A 17,355-nucleotide genomic window follows, 5' to 3' on the forward strand; every position below is an offset into this window, starting at 1 on the left:
TTGATGTTATGTGGCGATTCAGAGTTATATGGAGATGTTTATATATTAAACAGTCACAATATGTCATTTTGAGATTGTTAAAGTGTGACCGAATATTAAAATAGAATTTAGAAATGCGAAATTGATCACTTTTTACATGATTCAGAATTGGATGTTACAAAAACAAACCGACAAGTAAAAACTTGTCGGTATGTACACTACAGCATCGATTTAGGCTTTATGCTCTAGTCATTCAGTATATGGAAGAGGTTATGCCTGTGCTTTAGCAAGGCGACCATTATAGTCTTCAACTAGATGAGCAATAATTTTTTCTGGATCAGCATCCTGACAACATTTGTCTAAGAATACTTTAAACGTAACTAAGGAGTGAGCATTATTGAACATTCGATCGCTTTGCATAGCGTAGTAAGTATCATCAGTATTAGATTTTCTTACAATGAATTCGCCATTTTTAAAAGCTTTGGTGCCTGGCTCATCATGCCACTTTGTGATTCTGTTTAATGCGATTTCACTAGATTGATTGACTTCGACATGATTCAACCAGCTTGCTGGTTGTTCATTTTCTTTGTAATGAGGACATCTTACCGTGTAGTTATACACGTGAGTGATTGCTGTCATAGCTTACCTACTTTTTTAAGAATGTAATTCATCATAGACCGCTAATTTAACTTTGGTCAATGGTTATTTGTAGAAGTTAGATCTAGTTAACAAATGTTATGTTGTTAACTTTTTTTATTCAATTATATCAGTGGCTTAATTTGTTTTCGTGAAGGCTGCTTGTATTGTAAATAGTTGGATATTTTATTGTCTAAATAATGCTCAAAATGAATGTTTCTCGATTATCCTAGCTTGCTTCAAGCCATAATAACGTCAAGAAATCAATAATATCTCATTTTAAAAATGACACGCGTTTGAGAGCCATTCTCGTAAGTGTCATTCTCATAAGAGTGATTCACATAAGAGTGATTCATAGAAGAGCTATAAACATAAGAGCAAAACAAGCATTTCAATATTCGCGAAATCACAGACAGACAATGGTCACTATGCACATGTAGAATAAAATGTGCATAGCCATTTCCAATTCATGCAATTACGCAATACTTACAATTTTAGTCACTTTCACATCTAGTCACTTTTACATTTGTCTATTTCACAACATTTTTGAAAGCGACTCTTATTGCTTATTTATAGTGCGTTGGTAAATATTTCGCAAATTTCAGCATGGGTAGCTTGTTTAGGATTGGTAAAGCCACAAGCATCTTTTAACGCATTGTCAGCAAGGACTGGAATATCTTCTGGGTTAACGCCAAGTTCAGTCAAGTTAGCTGGAATATTTACAGCGACAGACAAGGTTCGAATGGCATCAATTGCGGCTTCAGCGCCTTGCTCATCAGTTAACTGGGCAACATCGACTCCCATTGCTTTACCAATATCTTTAAGTTTAGCTGGCACAATTTTAGCGTTATAGGCTTGTACATGCGGCAGTAACAGCGCATTACAAACGCCATGTGGTAAATCGTAAAAACCGCCTAACTGATGCGCCATGGCGTGAACATAGCCTAGACTTGCATTATTAAATGCCATACCAGCTAAAAATTGTGCATAAGCCATTTGTTCGCGGGCATCAATATTGTCACCTTGTTCAACAGCGTTGATAAGGTTTGCTTGAATTAATTCAATGGCCTTTATTGCGCAAGCATCGGTGATTGGGGTTGCAGCGATAGACACGTAGGCTTCAATCGCATGGGTTAATGCGTCCATCCCCGTTGCAGCAGTCAATGCAGCAGGCTTTTCAATCATTAACTCAGGATCGTTTACTGATAAAATTGGCGTGGTATTTTTATCGACGATCGCCATTTTAATATGACGTTTTTCATCTGTGATAATACAAAAACGCGTCATCTCACTTGCTGTACCTGCAGTGGTATTTATTGCAACAAGTGGCATTTGTGGCTTAGCTGACATGTCTAAACCTTCATAGTCACAGATATTACCGCCATTGGTGGCTACTAACGCGATGCCTTTGGCGCAGTCATGAGGAGAGCCTCCGCCTAATGAAATAACGAAGTCACATTCGTGTGCCTTTAACAGACTTAAGCCTGCTTCAACATTGGCCGTTGTTGGGTTAGGTTGTACCCCATCAAATACAAATACAGCAATGTCATTTTCAATTAACTTACTAGTGACTTTTTCGACTAAGCCAATCTTGACTAAAGGCGTATCTGTTACGATTAATGCACGTTTAAAACCTAAGGTTTTAATGTCATTAATGGCCTCATCTACACCACCTTGACCGATAACATTGACACTTGGAATAAAAAATTTTGTAGCCATGATAAACCTCGTTAGTACTTAAAATTAATAAATATAAAATTCTTTTCTGTTGTTAAAGTAACAACCAAATGCGCTGCAGTTTGTGATGAAAATCATATATTCATACTTGTTTTGTTCGGTTTTGTAGTTTTAATACCAAAGAGGGATTTGGCGCAGATTTTACTGTTTAGGTTTGATCTAGAGCATATTTGAGCTGAAAATAAAAAATGCCTATAACTAAATTAGTTATAGGCATTAAAGACTGTTTGAACGCTAAATTTTTATAGAAAAAATACGTTTACACTTGAGGGCAAGTCGATTCGGTGACGCTATTAATGATGATTTCGGTATCGGGAACGTCATTTCCACTTGTATCAGTAATGTTGATTTGATCAACTACTTCCATTCCCGCGACGACTTGACCAAATACTGCATACCCTGGTGCGCTACTGCTGCTGTAATCAAGTTGAGGATTGTCTAAAGCGTTGATGTAAAACTGTGAGGTCGCTGAATTGGCTACATTCGTTCTCGCCATCGCAATTGTGCCGCGAGCATTGGTTAATCCAGTGTTACTTTCAAGCTCAATAGGATCATTGCCTGGCTTGGCAACAAGCCCAGAGGTAAATCCACCAGCTTGGGATACAAAGTTGTATATTACGCGGTGAAAAATGGTGCCGCTGTAATATTCCTCATCAACATAACTTTTGAAGTTTTCGCCAGTAATTGGTGTATTAGTGGTATCAATCGCTAAGGTGATATCGCCTAATGTCGTTGACATTAGATAGCAAATGTCAGCTTGTAATTCTGTATCTTCAACTGGCGGGACAGGATCTACTGGTTCTGGAGAGCTTGAATCAGAACTGCCGCCACAAGCGGATAACGTGAGTGCGAATGCTAGAGGATACAACAACTTCATTTTTGGCCTTTGTTTGTTTTGTTTTTGTAGCACTTATGTTGCTTAAGTGGTTTATTGAAAGCAACAGAAAAAAGCCAAAGATACAAACTGTTACTTTGATATCTGATTTTTAAAGTATGAGCCCCAAAAATAAACAAACCATGAAGTGTGATTCTGCGATGACATTATTAGCTTTATCACAATATAAAGCCTGTGAATAAATCGCCAAATTAGGCCATAGCCGTTACAATGACGCCATTATTGGTAGTGTAAATTAGAGAAAAATATGACTTTTGATTCAATTGGCTTTTCACAGCCTATTTTAGATGCAGTAAAGGCTTGTGGTTATGACAGCATGACACCTGTACAGCAAGTTGTGATGCCGTTGGCCATTGATGGAAAAGACATCTTAGCCAGTGCTCAAACAGGTACAGGTAAGACGGCAGCTTTCTCTTTACCGCTCTTATCACTATTAGAGCAACAGCTTGATGACCAAGACAATAAAACTGCTTGGCAACGTCTTAGGGTATTAATCATGACCCCAACACGCGAACTTGCGATTCAAATAGAACAAAATATTGTTAATTATGCGCAGTTTTTACCTTTTGAAAGCGTGGCTGTTTATGGCGGGGCAAGTATCAATCCTCAACGTAAAGCGTTAGCTAAAGGTGTTGATATTTTAGTGGCGACGCCAGGTCGACTTTTTGACGTCATTGGTCAACATGATTTGGATTTATCGTTTGTCACACATTTAGTCATTGATGAAGCAGATCGCATGTTGGATTTGGGGTTTGTTAAAGATATCGAAAAGGTGAAGCGATTAGTGAATCGCCAGCATCAAACGATGATGTTTTCGGCTACCTATTCAGAAGCGGTGAAAAGCTTAGCTGCAAAAATGCTTAATGAACCTGAGTTTGTTCATGTATCAAATCAAACAACGGCTGAAACGGTGTCACAATCTGTATTTCAGGTGGACAAAAGACGTAAAGCTGAGTTGTTATCAGAGCTGATTGGCCGTAATAACTGGCAGCAAGTGATGGTATTTACCAGCATGAAAGAAACGGCTGAGCACTTATTAAAAGAATTAAAGTTAGATGGCATAAAAGCAGCGGTTTTTCATGGTGACAAAACTCAGGGAGCGCGTAACAGAGCACTAGAAGAGTTTAAGTCGGGCAAACTCAGGGTCATGATTGCTACCGATTTAGCAGCAAGAGGCTTGGATATCGAAGCACTGCCATTAGTGATTAATTTTGAGTTGCCACCAGAGCCTGAAGATTATGTGCATCGTATTGGTCGAACAGGCCGTGCAGGCTTAACGGGTCAAGCGATATCATTAGTTGCCCAAAATGAAATGGATTTATTAAGTGACATTGAGTCTTTAATTAATACTCAAATAGATGTTCAGATACATCCTGGTTATGAAGCGGGCGCGCCATTACCTGCAAGGTATCGTGAGGTGGAAGCGGAAAAACCTAAAAAGTCCTTCAAACATAAAAGAGCTAATGGCCCGCGTGGTAATGATAAATCAAAGCCAACTAGGCAAGGTAAATACGCCAAAAAAGCGAAGTAACGTTTAACTCACCACAGCACCTCATTACAAGCTGACAAGGAAGAATCAGAGTGATCCTTAAACCCATTAATACTAATATTATTACCGGCTTTTTAGGCGCCGGTAAAACTAGCCTTATTTTGTCACTGCTTAAGTTGAAGCCTGAAAATGAAACTTGGGCTGTATTGGTGAATGAGTTTGGAGAAATTGGTATTGATGCAGGTTTAATTGGTGGCAAAAATGCATCAAAGCAAATTGTCATTAAAGAAGTTGCTGGTGGTTGCTTATGCTGTGCTGCGGGTATTCCGACTCAAGTTGCGATTAACCAGCTTATTCAAAAAGCTAAACCAGACCGTTTATTCATTGAGCCAACGGGGTTGGGGCATCCAGCTGAAATTTTAAAAGTGCTCACTAATGAGTTTAATCAACAAGTACTGAACGTGAACCAGACAGTATGTGTGGTTGATGCACGTAAAATACAAGATGAGCGCTACAGTGAAAATGACAACTTTAACCAGCAAATCCAAATTGCTGATCTTGTGTATGCCAGTAAAGTGGATTTATATCAGCAACAAGAGCTTGTAAACCTTGAGCATTTCTTATCGCAGTTCAACCATACCAAATCAGTGATTCATTCAACGAATGACAATGCGGTTGCGCGAGTCTTTGAGTCACTTAATCAGCCTCGAGCTCTGTTACAAAAGGTGCAACAAAGTGCTAGTTTCGCTCGTTCGATAAAACCTGCTTTGACTAGCCAAACAAGTTCTATTTTTTCAACAGGCTTTGGTCTTGGTGCCAGTCAAAGCTTGAGCCAAGGCTTCGCTCCAGAAACGGGTAAAGAGAACGAAGCTCAGGCTGTTGAGTTTAATCAGCAAGGCTATTGGATGAGAGAGAATCAAGGTGAGGGTGCTTATAGTGTGGGCTGGATATTTGAGCCTAGATTGTGTTTTGATTTTGATAAATTAATTGATTGGATTAACCAACTCATTGCTGAAGATATTGTTCGACTGAAAGCCGTGATGATAACTGAAGAGGGTATCGCGGGTTTTAATATGGTTGATGGCAAACTGTCTGTGATGGAGTTGGATGAAGCTATGGATTCGCGAATAGAAATCATAGCATTGGAACCATTAGCTGGCACAAAGCTCAGTGAGCCGTTGCTGGCTTGCTTATTTGATGAGTAGTTAAGTCATTAGGCTAATGCCGATGATGCTACAGACCTTAAGCTTAAGGCTATTCATCTTAAGGCTATTAACCATGAGATAAACCATATAGGTTAATCTCATGGTCGCTATCGATACTTCACTTTCTAACAGTGACTTCTGGCTATCGATTAAAACAGTTTGCTGCCCCAGCCCAACTTTGCACGTAACACGTTAAAGTAATTATGGCCTTTCGGGTGGATCATTCTTAATCTGTCTTCACTTCGACTAATCAGTATTTCATCACCTGGCAGTACAGATAAGTGCACATGGCCGTCACAACTGACTTCTAAGTTTTCACCGTTATCAGGTGATACCACTAGCTTGATCGTACTACTCGCATCGACAACAATAGGCCTACAAGACAATGTATGTGGAAACATTGGTACTAAAATAAGAGCTTGAAGGTTTGGGGTCAAAATAGAGCCGCCAGCTGACAATGAGTAAGCTGTTGAACCTGTAGGGGTTGAAACAATCATTCCGTCAGCACGTTGGCTATACATGAACTGGTCGTCAATATAGACCTCAAACTGGATCATGTGCGCCACTTTACCTGGATGCAATACGGCTTCATTAACAGCGGTATTGCTGGCTTTAAGCATGCCATGACGATGTACTTCAGCTTCGAGTAAAAAACGGTATTCAGTATCGTATTGACCATCTAACACTTTAGATAAGGATTCTTCAAAATTATCTGGGGGTAAATCAGTCAAAAAACCTAGATTGCCACGGTTAACTCCAATAACTGCAATATCAAATCTTGCTAGTACTCTTGCAGCACCTAACATATTACCGTCACCACCGACAACAATTGCCAAGTCGCAGCGCTCACCTAATTCAGTTAAATCAACGGATTCAATATCAACTTTGAGTTCAGAAGCGACACGTTCTTCGGCTAATATCTCGAAGCCTTGCATAGACAACCAATGATGCAAACGCTTCAAAGTGAGGTTTGTTCCTTGGTGATGTGGTTTGCCGATAAGGCCAATTGTTTGAAACTTTTTGGTCATATTAGTATTTGATTTGCTCAAAGGCTTGAAACAACGAAATTGATCCCCATAATATGCCCATAGTAATCAGAAACAAAGCATTTTTAGCTGGAGTGAAAATGAGCAACGAGTCGAATAAAGTAGATCAAGAAGTAATTGATGCAGAAGCAACCACTGAAATTGAAACAGAAGTTGAAGCTGAAGCAACACAAGAAGTTGATGAGTTAACTCAAGCTAATCTTAAAATTGAAGCATTAGAACAACAACTTGCAGAGTCACAAGCAGCATTAGCTGAACGTAAAGATGTTGAAATTCGCGCAGCAGCAGAGACGGCGAATATCCGTACTCGCGCCGCTAAAGACGTTGAAAAAGCACGTGCTTTCGCTTTAGAGAAGTTTGTGAACGAGCTTTTACCTGTGTTAGACAACATGGAACGCGCGTTAACGGGTGTTAATCCTGAAGATGAAGCAACGAAAGCGATTGTTGAAGGTGTTGATTTAACCATGAAAGGTTTCTTAAGTTCTGTTGAGAAATTTGGCGTGGTACAAGTTAATCCACTAGGTGATGCATTTAATCCTGAGCATCATCAGGCTATTGGTATGCAACCAAGTGCTGAATACCCGAAAGACACAGTGATGCTAGTGATGCAAAAAGGTTATACCTTGAACGCACGTTTATTGCGTCCGGCTATGGTTATGGTTTCGCAAGGCGGACCAAGCGTAGATACTCAAGCATAAGCCATTAAGACTGAGCGTTTAGGTTTAGCACTTAGATTTAGTACTTGGATTTAGTACTTAGATTTAGCGCTTAGATTTAGTACTTAGATTTAGCGCTTAGGCTCCCAAGTTTACGCATTATCATAATGCCTAAACTTGAGGCTGAATAATTGATGGTGGTTAATAGATATTAATCAAACCTCAAGTATAAAAAAGGACTGCAATTGCAGTCCTTTTTTTGTGTTTTGCTAATAATATTGAAGCTTAGCCAATATATTGCTTAATCTGCTCTAGCACGCCAGCGCCATCAAGCTTTAATTCTTGAATAATTTCATCAGGCGCACCATGTTTGATGAACTCATCAGGTAGGCCGATTTGCAGCACAGGCTTAATGATTTTCATTTTCTGTAATGCTTCAATCACACCACTACCTGCACCGCCCATAATGGCGTTCTCTTCAAGCGTGACGATAATATCATGACTATTGGCAAGTTCAGCCAGTAGGGCTTCATCTAGAGGCTTAACAAAGCGCATATCTGCAACGGTAGCATCTAAGGCTTCTGCAGCTTCAAGTCCTGCAGCTAAAGTGGTTCCGAAGTTCACAATGGCAATACTGGCTTTTTTGCTTGTGCTTTGAATATCAGCGCCTTGTCGTTTAATCACACCTTTACCGATGGGTATTTCAGTCATCACTTCAGTTTGCTCGATACCTGTGGCACTACCGCGAGGGTAACGAACAGCTGTAGGACCTGCTTTATAACGATAACCTGTATATAGCATCTGACGACATTCATCTTCATCAGACGGTGCCATTATCACCATGTTAGGTACGCAGCGTAAGAAACTTAAATCAAATGCGCCTTGGTGGGTTGGGCCATCAGCGCCAACGATACCGCCACGGTCAATGGCGAATAATACCGGTAAACGTTGTAAGGCCACATCATGAATGATTTGGTCATAACCACGTTGCAAGAAGGTAGAATAAATGGCCACCACAGCATTAAAGCCTTCACAAGCGAAACCCGCACCTAAGGTAACGGCATGTTGCTCTGCAATCGCGGCATCAAAGTATTGTTTAGGGAATTTTTGAGAAAACTCAACCATTCCTGAACCTTCACGCATGGCAGGTGTAATGGCTAACAGCTTTTCATCTTCCTTAGCTACGTCACAAAGCCACTTACCAAACACTTGTGAGAAGGTCGGTGAGCTAGGTTTCGCTTTAGGTTTTCTAAACTGAGTGTGGTCAAATTTGGGTACTGCGTGCCAGCCAATAGGATCTTTCTCTGCTGGCTCATAACCACGACCTTTCTTGGTCATGATATGTAATATTTGTGGTCCTTTAAGATCACGCATATTGCGTAAGGTTTCAACTAAAGAATCAACATCATGACCGTCAATTGGGCCAATATAGTTGAAGCCAAGTTCTTCAAATAAAGTCCCTGGTACAACCATGCCTTTAAGGTGTTCTTCAGTGCGCTTTGCCATTTCTTTGATGACAGGCATGCCCTTAAGCACTTTTTTACTACCTTCACGAATGGTGGTGTAAAAACGGCCTGACATCAATTGGGCTAAATGGTTGTTTAATGCACCGACGTTTTCAGAGATTGACATCTCGTTGTCATTTAACACAACTAACATGTCATTGTGTAAGTCACCTGCGTGGTTCATGGCTTCAAATACCATGCCGCCAGTCATTGCACCGTCACCGATAACAGCAACGACTTTACGATCTTTCTGCTCTTTTTCAGCAGCAACAGCCATGGCTAATGCCGCACTGACAGAAGTGCCAGAGTGACCAACACTGAATGTGTCATATTCACTTTCTTCGCGCCAAGGGAAAGGATGCAATCCATTTTTTTGACGAATAGTGTGCATCTGGTCTCGACGACCCGTTAAGATTTTATGTGGGTAAGCTTGATGTCCTACATCCCAAACCACGCGATCAAATGGCGTGTTGTAGACATAGTGAAGCGCTACTGTTAATTCAACAGTACCCAAGCCTGAAGCAAAATGGCCACTCGAGTTGCTGACTGATTTTAGCAAGAATTGTCTTAACTCATCAGACAGTTGTGGCAGCATGCCTTGAGGCAGCTTTTTTAAATCTTCAGGCGTATTAGCTTGTGCCAATACCGGAAATTGAGAATTATCGAAACTCATAAGGAGATAAACTGTCTCTTTTATAATCTTCGCGCAATGATATAGCGGGCGAAGTCTGCAATTAACTGGCTATTGTAGGTTAAATTTGCCAGCGCTGATAGTGCATCGTTAATTAGTTGCTCGGCACATTCATTTGCACCTTGCAGTCCAAGCAAGCGAGGAAAAGTACTCTTGTTCGCTTCTTCATCACTGCCTTGGGGCTTACCTAACTCTTCAGTGCTAGATGTGATGTCTAAAATGTCATCTTGTACTTGAAAAGCTAAGCCGATATTAGCGGCGAACTCTCTAATAATCTGTTGTTCTTTTTGACTTGCATTAGCAGCAATTAAAGCCAATTCTGCAGCACAACTGATCAGCGCACCGGTTTTTTTATTATGTAATTGGGTTAACTGTTCAAGGTTGATACGTTGGTCTGTTGAGCTGAGATCAATTGCTTGACCGCCACACATACCACTATAACCAGATGCTTTTGCTAACGCGGTGACCATTGCTAATTGTTGCTGCGCCGATATGTTGTCATTTGGCTGGCATATCAGTTCAAAAGCCAATGTTTGTAATGCATCACCAGCAAGAATGGCCGTGGCTTCATCAAAAGCGATATGAACAGTGGGTTTGCCTCGGCGAAGGGCATCATCATCCATCGCTGGTAAGTCATCATGAATTAATGAGTAAGCATGGATACATTCGATGGCTGCAGCTGCATTATCTAGTAAAGCTAAATCTGCGCCTAACATTTCGCCAATGCTGTAAACCATAAAAGGGCGAATTCGTTTGCCGCCTAATAAAGCCCCATGGCTCATCGCTGCTTTTAATTCAGGGGCACTATCGTCGAGTTCTGCAAGTTTATTTCTCAGAACGTTATCGACGCGTTGTTGATACTTTTCAATTGCTTGGGCTAACACTTATTCGCCTTCAACGGTAAATGGGCTCAGGTTAGTATCATCTTCATCTAATAAGATGGATACTTTCTGTTGTGCTTGTTCAAGCTTGGATTGGCTTTGGCGAACCAACTTTATTCCACGCTCAAATTGTTTGAGGGCACTGTCTAATGTGACTTCACCTTGCTCAAGATCTGCAACAATGTTTTCAAGCTCCGATAAGGACTCTTCAAAACTAAGATTCTCAGGTTTTTTTGCCACAATAATGTTTCCTTATGTTGTGCGCAGAACAAAGTATATCAGGGCGAGCTAAGGGTCAAATTGAGTCGTAGTTTATTTGCTCAATAGCACGCTTTGTGACTGAAAAATTATACAACTAATAAAAAATATCTAAACTTGGGCTAAGTTTGACCGATAACTATAACGAATGCCAGTTTCCTTCATCGACAAGTATTATTCATAAGTTATATTGAAAATGCTTTTTATACCGTGGAATTGATTGATTTTTTTGCACCACTGGCTATTTTTTTAAAGAATGCTGGCTATCCAGTGTTTTTTTAGTAATTGAACTATTATCACTGACACTCAGGGTGTTACATTAATATCGATAAGACGGTTAACCATTTTACGGTTTTAATCAGTAGGCAGCATTATAAGACTGCAATCAAGGAGACATTGTGGATTTAGCAACCCTAATAGGTTTAATCGGAGCCTTTGCTTTTATTATTGGGTCTATGGTCAGCAGTGGCGGTATTTCAATATTTGTTGATGTGCCATCAGTGATGATTGTATTTATTGGTTCATTGTTCGTTGTAATGATGAAGTACAATTTAAAGCAATTTCTGGGTGCTGTTAAAATTGGCGCTAAAGCTTTTATGTTTAAAATTGATAAGCCAGAAGATTTAATCGAACAATCGGTTAATATGGCTGATGCTGCCCGTAAAGGTGGATTTTTGGCATTAGAAGAGGCTCAAATCACTAATAGCTTTATGCAGAAAGCCGTTGATATGTTGGTCGATGGCCATGATGGCGATGTGGTTCGTGAAGCCTTAGAAAAAGATATTGCACTTACTGAAGAACGTCATAAAACCGGTGTTGGTATATTTAAGTCTCTAGGTGATGTAGCGCCAGCAATGGGGATGATCGGTACCTTGATTGGCCTGGTTGCCATGTTATCTAATATGGATGATCCTAAATCGATTGGTCCATCAATGGCCGTTGCTTTGTTAACAACGCTTTATGGCGCGATAATTGCGAACATGATTGCGATCCCGATTGCCGATAAACTTCAATTAAGAATGAGTGAAGAATTGCTCAACCGTAATTTGATTATGGATGCCGTATTAGCGATTCAAGATGGCCAAAACCCGCGTGTAATCGAAGGTTTCCTTAAAAACTACTTATCTGAAAAATCACGTCAAATTGATACAACGGACGGAGAATAACTCATGGCTAAGAAGGCCAAGTGTGATTGTCCACCGCCCGGAGCGCCATTGTGGTTAGCGACATTTGCTGACCTAATGTCGTTGTTGATGTGTTTCTTCGTTCTACTGCTAGCATTCTCTGAAATGGATGTGATGAAGTTCAAGCAAATCGCTGGCTCGATGAAGTACGCATTTGGCGTACAAAATAAAGTGGAAGTAAAAGATATTCCTAAAGGAACGTCAGTCATCGCATTGGAGTTTCGACCTGGTAAACCTGATCCGACACCGATTGAAATTATTAATCAGCAAACCAATGAAATGACCCAACAAACCATTGAGTATCAAGCGGGTGATGATGCCAGTGCGGGCGGTGTGCAAAAACAACAAGGTGAAAACAGAGGCGGTAATGCAGCTGCTACAGCACAACAGCAAGCTCAAGCTCAAGAATCTCAGTCATCATCAGAGCAAGAAAACATTAACGATCAAGTTAAAAAGATGGCCGAGAAACTCAACGAAGAGATTGTTGATGGTGCGATTGAAATCGAATCATTAGGTCAACAAATCATAATTCGAATTCGAGAGAAAGGTTCATTTGCCTCAGGCTCTGGTTTCTTACAGCCGCGGTTTAAACCTGTTGTCCGCTCTATTGGTGACTTGCTCAAAGATGTTCCGGGGATCATTACTGTCTCAGGTCATACCGATGGCATGCATATCAGTAATGAGCTTTATAGTTCTAACTGGGATTTATCGAGTAAGCGTGCGGTTGCTGTGGCTCACGAACTTGCTAAAGTGAAAGGTTTTGATGAGGCGAGAATGAGAGTGGTTGGCATGGCATCAAACTCGCCACTAGTCCCCAATGACTCTAATCAAAATCGCAGTAGAAATCGCCGCGTTGAGATTTCTATTGAGCAAGGTAAAGCAAAAGAGTCGAGAGAAATTGAAGCTATCCCGCAGCAATAAAGGGCGCGGATTTATCAATTTTATCAGTTTACAATCGGATATTTTTCGAGTTCGTTTTTGTTGATTTAAATGATTTTAAACGAGTTTTACGCAGACTATAAAAGGCCGTTTTAATAATTGTGATTCACTTTTATTAACGCGGCTTTTTTTATGTTTTCTAGTTTATAAACCGAAACGCGCTCTAGTCTAGGTATTGCTATTTAATGTGTTTGGTTAATAGTCAATTTTTGCTATAATCCCGCCCTTAAATGGCTGGTCACTGTCCAGCCATCGTTTTTTATGCCTTTATTAGTCAGTATTATGAATGCCATAAGCGTCTTTTTGGCGAGATAATATTACTGCTTAATAAGGCTTATACCGAATCAGATGCCCGCGGAAATCCAATGAAGTTTATCGTAAAGCTATACCCAGAAATCATGATGAAAAGTAAAACCGTTAGAATGCGTTTTACTAAAATCCTTGAAACTAACATTCGCAATGTACTTAAAAAAGTTGATGAAGACGTAAGAGTACAGCGCCAATGGGATCGCATTATGATCCACGTAGCTAGCGATGAACAAGCCAGAGTTGATGCAATTTCTGCACGTCTAGAGTGTATTCCTGGTATTGCCCATGTTATTCAAGTAGATGAATACAGCTTCGATTCTATTGATGATATTTATCAGCAAGTGCTACCTGTTTATAAAGACGAATTGGCAGGCAAAACGTTCTGTGTTCGTGTAAAACGTACAGGTAAGCATGACTTTAATTCGATTGAGGTTGAGCGTTATGTGGGTGGCGGATTAAATCAGCACACTGAAGCCGCAGGCGTTAAGCTTAAAAATCCTGATATGACAGTCAATTTAGAAATTGATCACGAGAAACTGTATATGGTTGTTCGTCGTATTGAAGGTTTGGGTGGATTCCCAATGGCCACTCAAGAAGACGTGTTATCACTTATCTCTGGTGGTTTTGATTCAGGTGTTTCTAGCTACCAATTTATTAAGAAAGGTGCACGTACCCATTACTGCTTCTTTAACTTGGGCGGCGCTCAACACGAAATCGGTGTGAAGCAGGTTGCTTATCATCTATGGCAGAAATACGGTGAGTCTCACAAAGTTCGTTTCATCACTGTGCCTTTTGAACGTGTTGTTGAAGAAATTTTAGAAAGAATCGATAATGGTCAAATGGGGGTTATCTTAAAACGTGTCATGATGCGCGCCGCAACTAAAATTGCTGACAAGTATGGTATCCAAGCATTGGTGACTGGCGAAAGTTTAGGTCAAGTATCTAGCCAAACTCTCACTAATCTTAACGTGATTGACCGTTGTACTGACCTGTTAATCTTGCGCCCGCTTATTACAATGGATAAGCAAGACATTATTAACGAAAGCCGTAAAATTGGTACCGAAGATTTTGCTAAGGCAATACCTGAATATTGTGGCGTTATTTCGCAAAAGCCAACAGTTAAAGCTGTGCTAGCTAAGATTGAAGCGGAAGAGCTTAAATTTACTGAAGACTTAATTGATCGCGTCGTAAATGATGCAGTGGTTATCGATATTAAGCAAATCGCTGAAAAAGTAGAGACTACGGTCAGTGAAACAGAAACCGTTGAAGCAATTGATAATGGTGATATCGTTATTGATATCCGTGCTCAAGACGAAGAAGAGCAAAACCCGCTGAGTATCGAAGGTACTGAAATTTTAAAAATTCCTTTCTTTAAGTTAGCGACTCAGTTTGCTGATTTAGATAAAGAGAAAACTTACCTTTTATATTGTGACCGCGGTGTAATGAGTAAACTGCAAGCGCTTTACTTAACAGAGCAAGGTTATAGCAACGTCAAAGTGTACCGCCCATAAGCAGTACACATCTTGGTAAGCGATACAGATATTGTGGCGCGTTGATATTACTGAGGTTTGATATTGTTGAGGCTTGAAATTGCAGTAATAACGGTTTAAAACTTATTAAATAATAGCTAGTGGTGTATTCCGCTAGCTATTTTTTTATCTTCTATTCTCAAGGTTTGCCGTTAGCTACTTTAAGTTGAACCCATATTGTGGTTTTCTATAAAAAATGGCCATAAAAAAACCGCATCACCATTAATTTGGCTAATGCGGTTTTTTTGAATCTGTTTTTACAGTAGATTATTCAGCAATGCGAACTTCTGCTGTGGTCACTGTTGTTTGATCTTCTTTCTCAGCAACTAATGAGCTTTTAACATCGACATCAACGTTGTTCTGCATTTCTGTCATACTTTGCTCAAATTCAGCGTTCATTGACGCTTGCAGGTCGCTGATATCAATTGTTGAATCTGTAGCGTTAGCTGCAAAAGCGAAAGTAGAAAGTAAAGTTACAGTTGCTAGGGTTTTTAAGTTAAACATAAAGGGTCGCCTCCGGGCTGACAAATCATACTGTCGGACACTCCCTCTTTTCCATATTGAGATTGTCCAACTCACTAAATTTCAATGGTTATAATTTAAACGAATACAGTGTTCTTTACAAACGACAAAAAATAACGATAATCATTAGAAAAACTAATTAAAAAACGAGAGATTGATCACTATGTCGAGAAGATTGCCACCTTTGAACGCGGTCAAAGCTTTCGAAGCCGCTGCCAGACACTTGAGTTTTACTCGTGCGGCAGAAGAACTTTTTGTGACTCAAGCGGCGGTGAGTCATCAAATTAAAGCATTAGAAGATTTTTTAGGTTTAAAACTATTTCGCCGTAAAAACCGCTCGTTATTATTAACGGAAGAAGGCCAGAGTTATTTTCTCGATATCAAAGATATCTTTATCCAACTTGGGGAATCTACGGACCGCCTTTTAGCAAGAAGTGCGATAGGTTCATTAACGGTAAGTATGTCTCCAAGCTTTGCAATTCAATGGCTTGTGCCTCGATTAGCGAAGTTCAGTGAAAAAAATCCAGACATTGATGTGCGGATTAAAGCCGTAGACAGTGAAGCTGATTCATTAACTGATGACGTCGATGTTGCTATCTATTATGGTCAAGGCAATTGGCCAGGACTTCGCGCTGATAAGTTACGCAACGAAGTGCTTATTCCAGTTTGTTCGCCCTTGTTACTCAATGGCCCTAAACCGTTAGAGAAACCCAGTGATTTAAAAAATCACACCTTATTGCATGACTCAAGTCGCCATGATTGGCAAGCTTGGTTTAGACAATGCGGGATTAGTGAAATTAATGTTAACTCGGGGCCGATATTCAGTCATTCGTCATTGGTTTTACAAGCAGCAGCTCATGGACAAGGTGTGGCATTAGGTTATAGCGTGCTTGCTCGACCTGATATTAAGGCGGGGCGATTAGTGTGTCCTTTCTCAGAAGTATTAGTGAGCAAAGATGCTTACTACTTGGTTTGTCAGCAAAATCATTCCGAACTCGGTAAAGTTGCCGCGTTTAGAGAGTGGATGGTTGACATGTTTGCCGAAGAATCACGTAGTGAGTTACTTGCTGGTTAAGCTCGGCGCGGTGCAATTTGCTTCGCCTAATATTATGTCTACATGATTACAGATAAGCCCAATAATGACAAAACTTGAAAATAGACTAACACCAGCGCCTGAAATAGACATTGAAACGATTTTATTGGGCAAACCCAGTAAAACTTTGGTGGTTTTTGCCCACGGCGCCGGCGCTAATATGCATTCCGATTTTATGGAGCAAGTGGCAAACGATCTTGCACAAACTGGTGTGCAAGTTTTACGGTTTAACTTCTTATATATGCAAGCCAACATGCAAGACGGTAAGCGTAGACCACCCGATAGAGCGCCTAAGTTACTTAATTACTACCAACAAGTGCTAGTTGATATTGAACATCAAATCAAACAGGGCAGCTTAATTACGGAAAATATTATCCTCATGGGGAAATCCATGGGGGGAAGAATGTCAGCGATTATTACAACGCCTGAATTAAGTGATATCGCCAAAGTTGAAATACACCCTGAGTTTGAGCAAGTAAAAAAGCGAATCAAGGCGGTAATGTGTTTAGGTTATCCATTTGTGCCGCTAAAAGGGGGAGAGCCCCGTTTATCGCCGATAAATGATGCCTCAGTGCCTGTGATGGTGTTACAGGGAGAGCGTGATAAGTTTGGTGGCAAAACAGAAATACCACTTTGGCCGCTAAGCGATGCGATTAAGTTAGGCTGGATTACTGATGGCGATCATAGTTTTAAGCCAAGAAAGTCGTCAGGTGCCACTTTAGAGGCTAATCTGCAAGATTGTGTTGAGCAATGTAAGCAGTTTATCGATTTACACGTTTAATAATTTTTGATGATAGTTGA

The 17,355-nt window shown here is 40.3% G+C and carries 16 protein-coding genes; 8 read left to right on the forward strand and 8 right to left on the reverse strand.

Features of this window, described 5'->3' with window-relative positions; all coding sequences use genetic code 11:
• Positions 1 to 249 precede the first annotated feature (249 nt).
• The 3 genes from L2737_RS05905 to L2737_RS05915 form a co-directional block, all read right to left on the reverse strand.
• Positions 250 to 618, reverse strand: a complete 369-nt coding sequence (locus L2737_RS05905; protein WP_102529044.1) for a cytoplasmic protein — start codon at positions 616 to 618, stop codon at positions 250 to 252.
• A 567-nt stretch (positions 619 to 1,185) separates the two neighbouring features.
• On the reverse strand, positions 1,186 to 2,334 hold the full coding sequence (gene yiaY / locus L2737_RS05910) for an L-threonine dehydrogenase (RefSeq protein ID WP_102529045.1): 1,149 nt from the start codon (positions 2,332 to 2,334) through the stop codon (positions 1,186 to 1,188).
• 277 nt (positions 2,335 to 2,611) lie between these two features.
• Positions 2,612 to 3,229, reverse strand: a complete 618-nt coding sequence (locus L2737_RS05915) for a peptidylprolyl isomerase (protein ID WP_248955075.1) — start codon at positions 3,227 to 3,229, stop codon at positions 2,612 to 2,614.
• 265 nt (positions 3,230 to 3,494) lie between these two features.
• On the opposite strand from L2737_RS05915, the gene L2737_RS05920 reads away from it, so the two are divergent.
• Both L2737_RS05920 and L2737_RS05925 read left to right on the forward strand, forming a co-directional pair.
• On the forward strand, positions 3,495 to 4,778 hold the full coding sequence (locus L2737_RS05920; protein WP_248955076.1) for a DEAD/DEAH box helicase: 1,284 nt from the start codon (positions 3,495 to 3,497) through the stop codon (positions 4,776 to 4,778).
• A 50-nt stretch (positions 4,779 to 4,828) separates the two neighbouring features.
• Positions 4,829 to 5,941 carry a CobW family GTP-binding protein gene (locus L2737_RS05925; RefSeq protein WP_248955077.1) on the forward strand — a complete coding sequence of 371 codons (1,113 nt, stop codon included), beginning with the start codon at positions 4,829 to 4,831 and terminating at the stop codon, positions 5,939 to 5,941.
• Positions 5,942 to 6,090: 149 nt separating this feature from the next.
• Here the strand turns inward: L2737_RS05925 and nadK are convergent, their stop codons facing one another.
• The gene (nadK, locus tag L2737_RS05930; RefSeq protein ID WP_102529049.1) at positions 6,091 to 6,969 is read right to left on the reverse strand and encodes an NAD(+) kinase; all 879 of its coding nucleotides are present in this window, start codon (positions 6,967 to 6,969) and stop codon (positions 6,091 to 6,093) included.
• 98 nt (positions 6,970 to 7,067) lie between these two features.
• On the opposite strand from nadK, the gene grpE reads away from it, so the two are divergent.
• A complete protein-coding gene (grpE, locus tag L2737_RS05935) occupies positions 7,068 to 7,685 on the forward strand; it encodes a nucleotide exchange factor GrpE (RefSeq protein ID WP_102529050.1) in 618 nt (205 codons plus the stop codon).
• Between the two features lie 243 nt (positions 7,686 to 7,928).
• Here grpE and dxs read toward each other — a convergent pair whose 3' ends face one another.
• Genes dxs through xseB form a run of 3 tightly spaced genes read right to left on the reverse strand, consistent with a single transcriptional unit; the run spans position 7,929 to position 10,960 of the window.
• A complete protein-coding gene (gene dxs, locus L2737_RS05940) occupies positions 7,929 to 9,821 on the reverse strand; it encodes a 1-deoxy-D-xylulose-5-phosphate synthase (RefSeq protein WP_248955078.1) in 1,893 nt (630 codons plus the stop codon).
• A gap of 20 nt (positions 9,822 to 9,841) precedes the next feature.
• On the reverse strand, positions 9,842 to 10,723 hold the full coding sequence (ispA, locus tag L2737_RS05945) for a (2E,6E)-farnesyl diphosphate synthase (protein ID WP_248955079.1): 882 nt from the start codon (positions 10,721 to 10,723) through the stop codon (positions 9,842 to 9,844).
• Positions 10,724 to 10,960, reverse strand: coding sequence for an exodeoxyribonuclease VII small subunit (gene xseB / locus L2737_RS05950; protein WP_102529053.1), 237 nt, complete (start codon positions 10,958 to 10,960; stop codon positions 10,724 to 10,726).
• A gap of 416 nt (positions 10,961 to 11,376) precedes the next feature.
• Between xseB and pomA the strand changes: the two genes are divergently transcribed.
• From pomA to thiI, 3 genes are all read left to right on the forward strand, one after another.
• Positions 11,377 to 12,144 (forward strand): flagellar motor protein PomA, encoded by a 768-nt coding sequence (gene pomA, locus L2737_RS05955; protein WP_102529054.1) that lies wholly within the window; start codon positions 11,377 to 11,379, stop codon positions 12,142 to 12,144.
• A gap of 3 nt (positions 12,145 to 12,147) precedes the next feature.
• On the forward strand, positions 12,148 to 13,083 hold the full coding sequence (locus L2737_RS05960) for a flagellar motor protein MotB (RefSeq protein ID WP_102529055.1): 936 nt from the start codon (positions 12,148 to 12,150) through the stop codon (positions 13,081 to 13,083).
• A gap of 383 nt (positions 13,084 to 13,466) precedes the next feature.
• Positions 13,467 to 14,921 (forward strand): tRNA uracil 4-sulfurtransferase ThiI, encoded by a 1,455-nt coding sequence (thiI, locus tag L2737_RS05965; RefSeq protein ID WP_248955081.1) that lies wholly within the window; start codon positions 13,467 to 13,469, stop codon positions 14,919 to 14,921.
• 285 nt (positions 14,922 to 15,206) lie between these two features.
• Here thiI and L2737_RS05970 read toward each other — a convergent pair whose 3' ends face one another.
• Positions 15,207 to 15,443 carry a hypothetical protein gene (locus L2737_RS05970; protein WP_229369209.1) on the reverse strand — a complete coding sequence of 79 codons (237 nt, stop codon included), beginning with the start codon at positions 15,441 to 15,443 and terminating at the stop codon, positions 15,207 to 15,209.
• 181 nt (positions 15,444 to 15,624) lie between these two features.
• Between L2737_RS05970 and L2737_RS05975 the strand changes: the two genes are divergently transcribed.
• Positions 15,625 to 16,536: a transcriptional regulator GcvA gene (locus tag L2737_RS05975; RefSeq protein ID WP_102529058.1), complete on the forward strand. Its 912-nt coding sequence runs from the start codon at positions 15,625 to 15,627 to the stop codon at positions 16,534 to 16,536.
• A 64-nt stretch (positions 16,537 to 16,600) separates the two neighbouring features.
• The gene (locus L2737_RS05980) at positions 16,601 to 17,335 is read left to right on the forward strand and encodes an alpha/beta family hydrolase (protein WP_248955082.1); all 735 of its coding nucleotides are present in this window, start codon (positions 16,601 to 16,603) and stop codon (positions 17,333 to 17,335) included.
• Positions 17,336 to 17,355: the final 20 nt, after the last annotated feature.

The organism is Shewanella electrodiphila, from assembly GCF_023283985.1.
In the GTDB taxonomy this organism is placed as follows: domain Bacteria; phylum Pseudomonadota; class Gammaproteobacteria; order Enterobacterales; family Shewanellaceae; genus Shewanella; species Shewanella electrodiphila.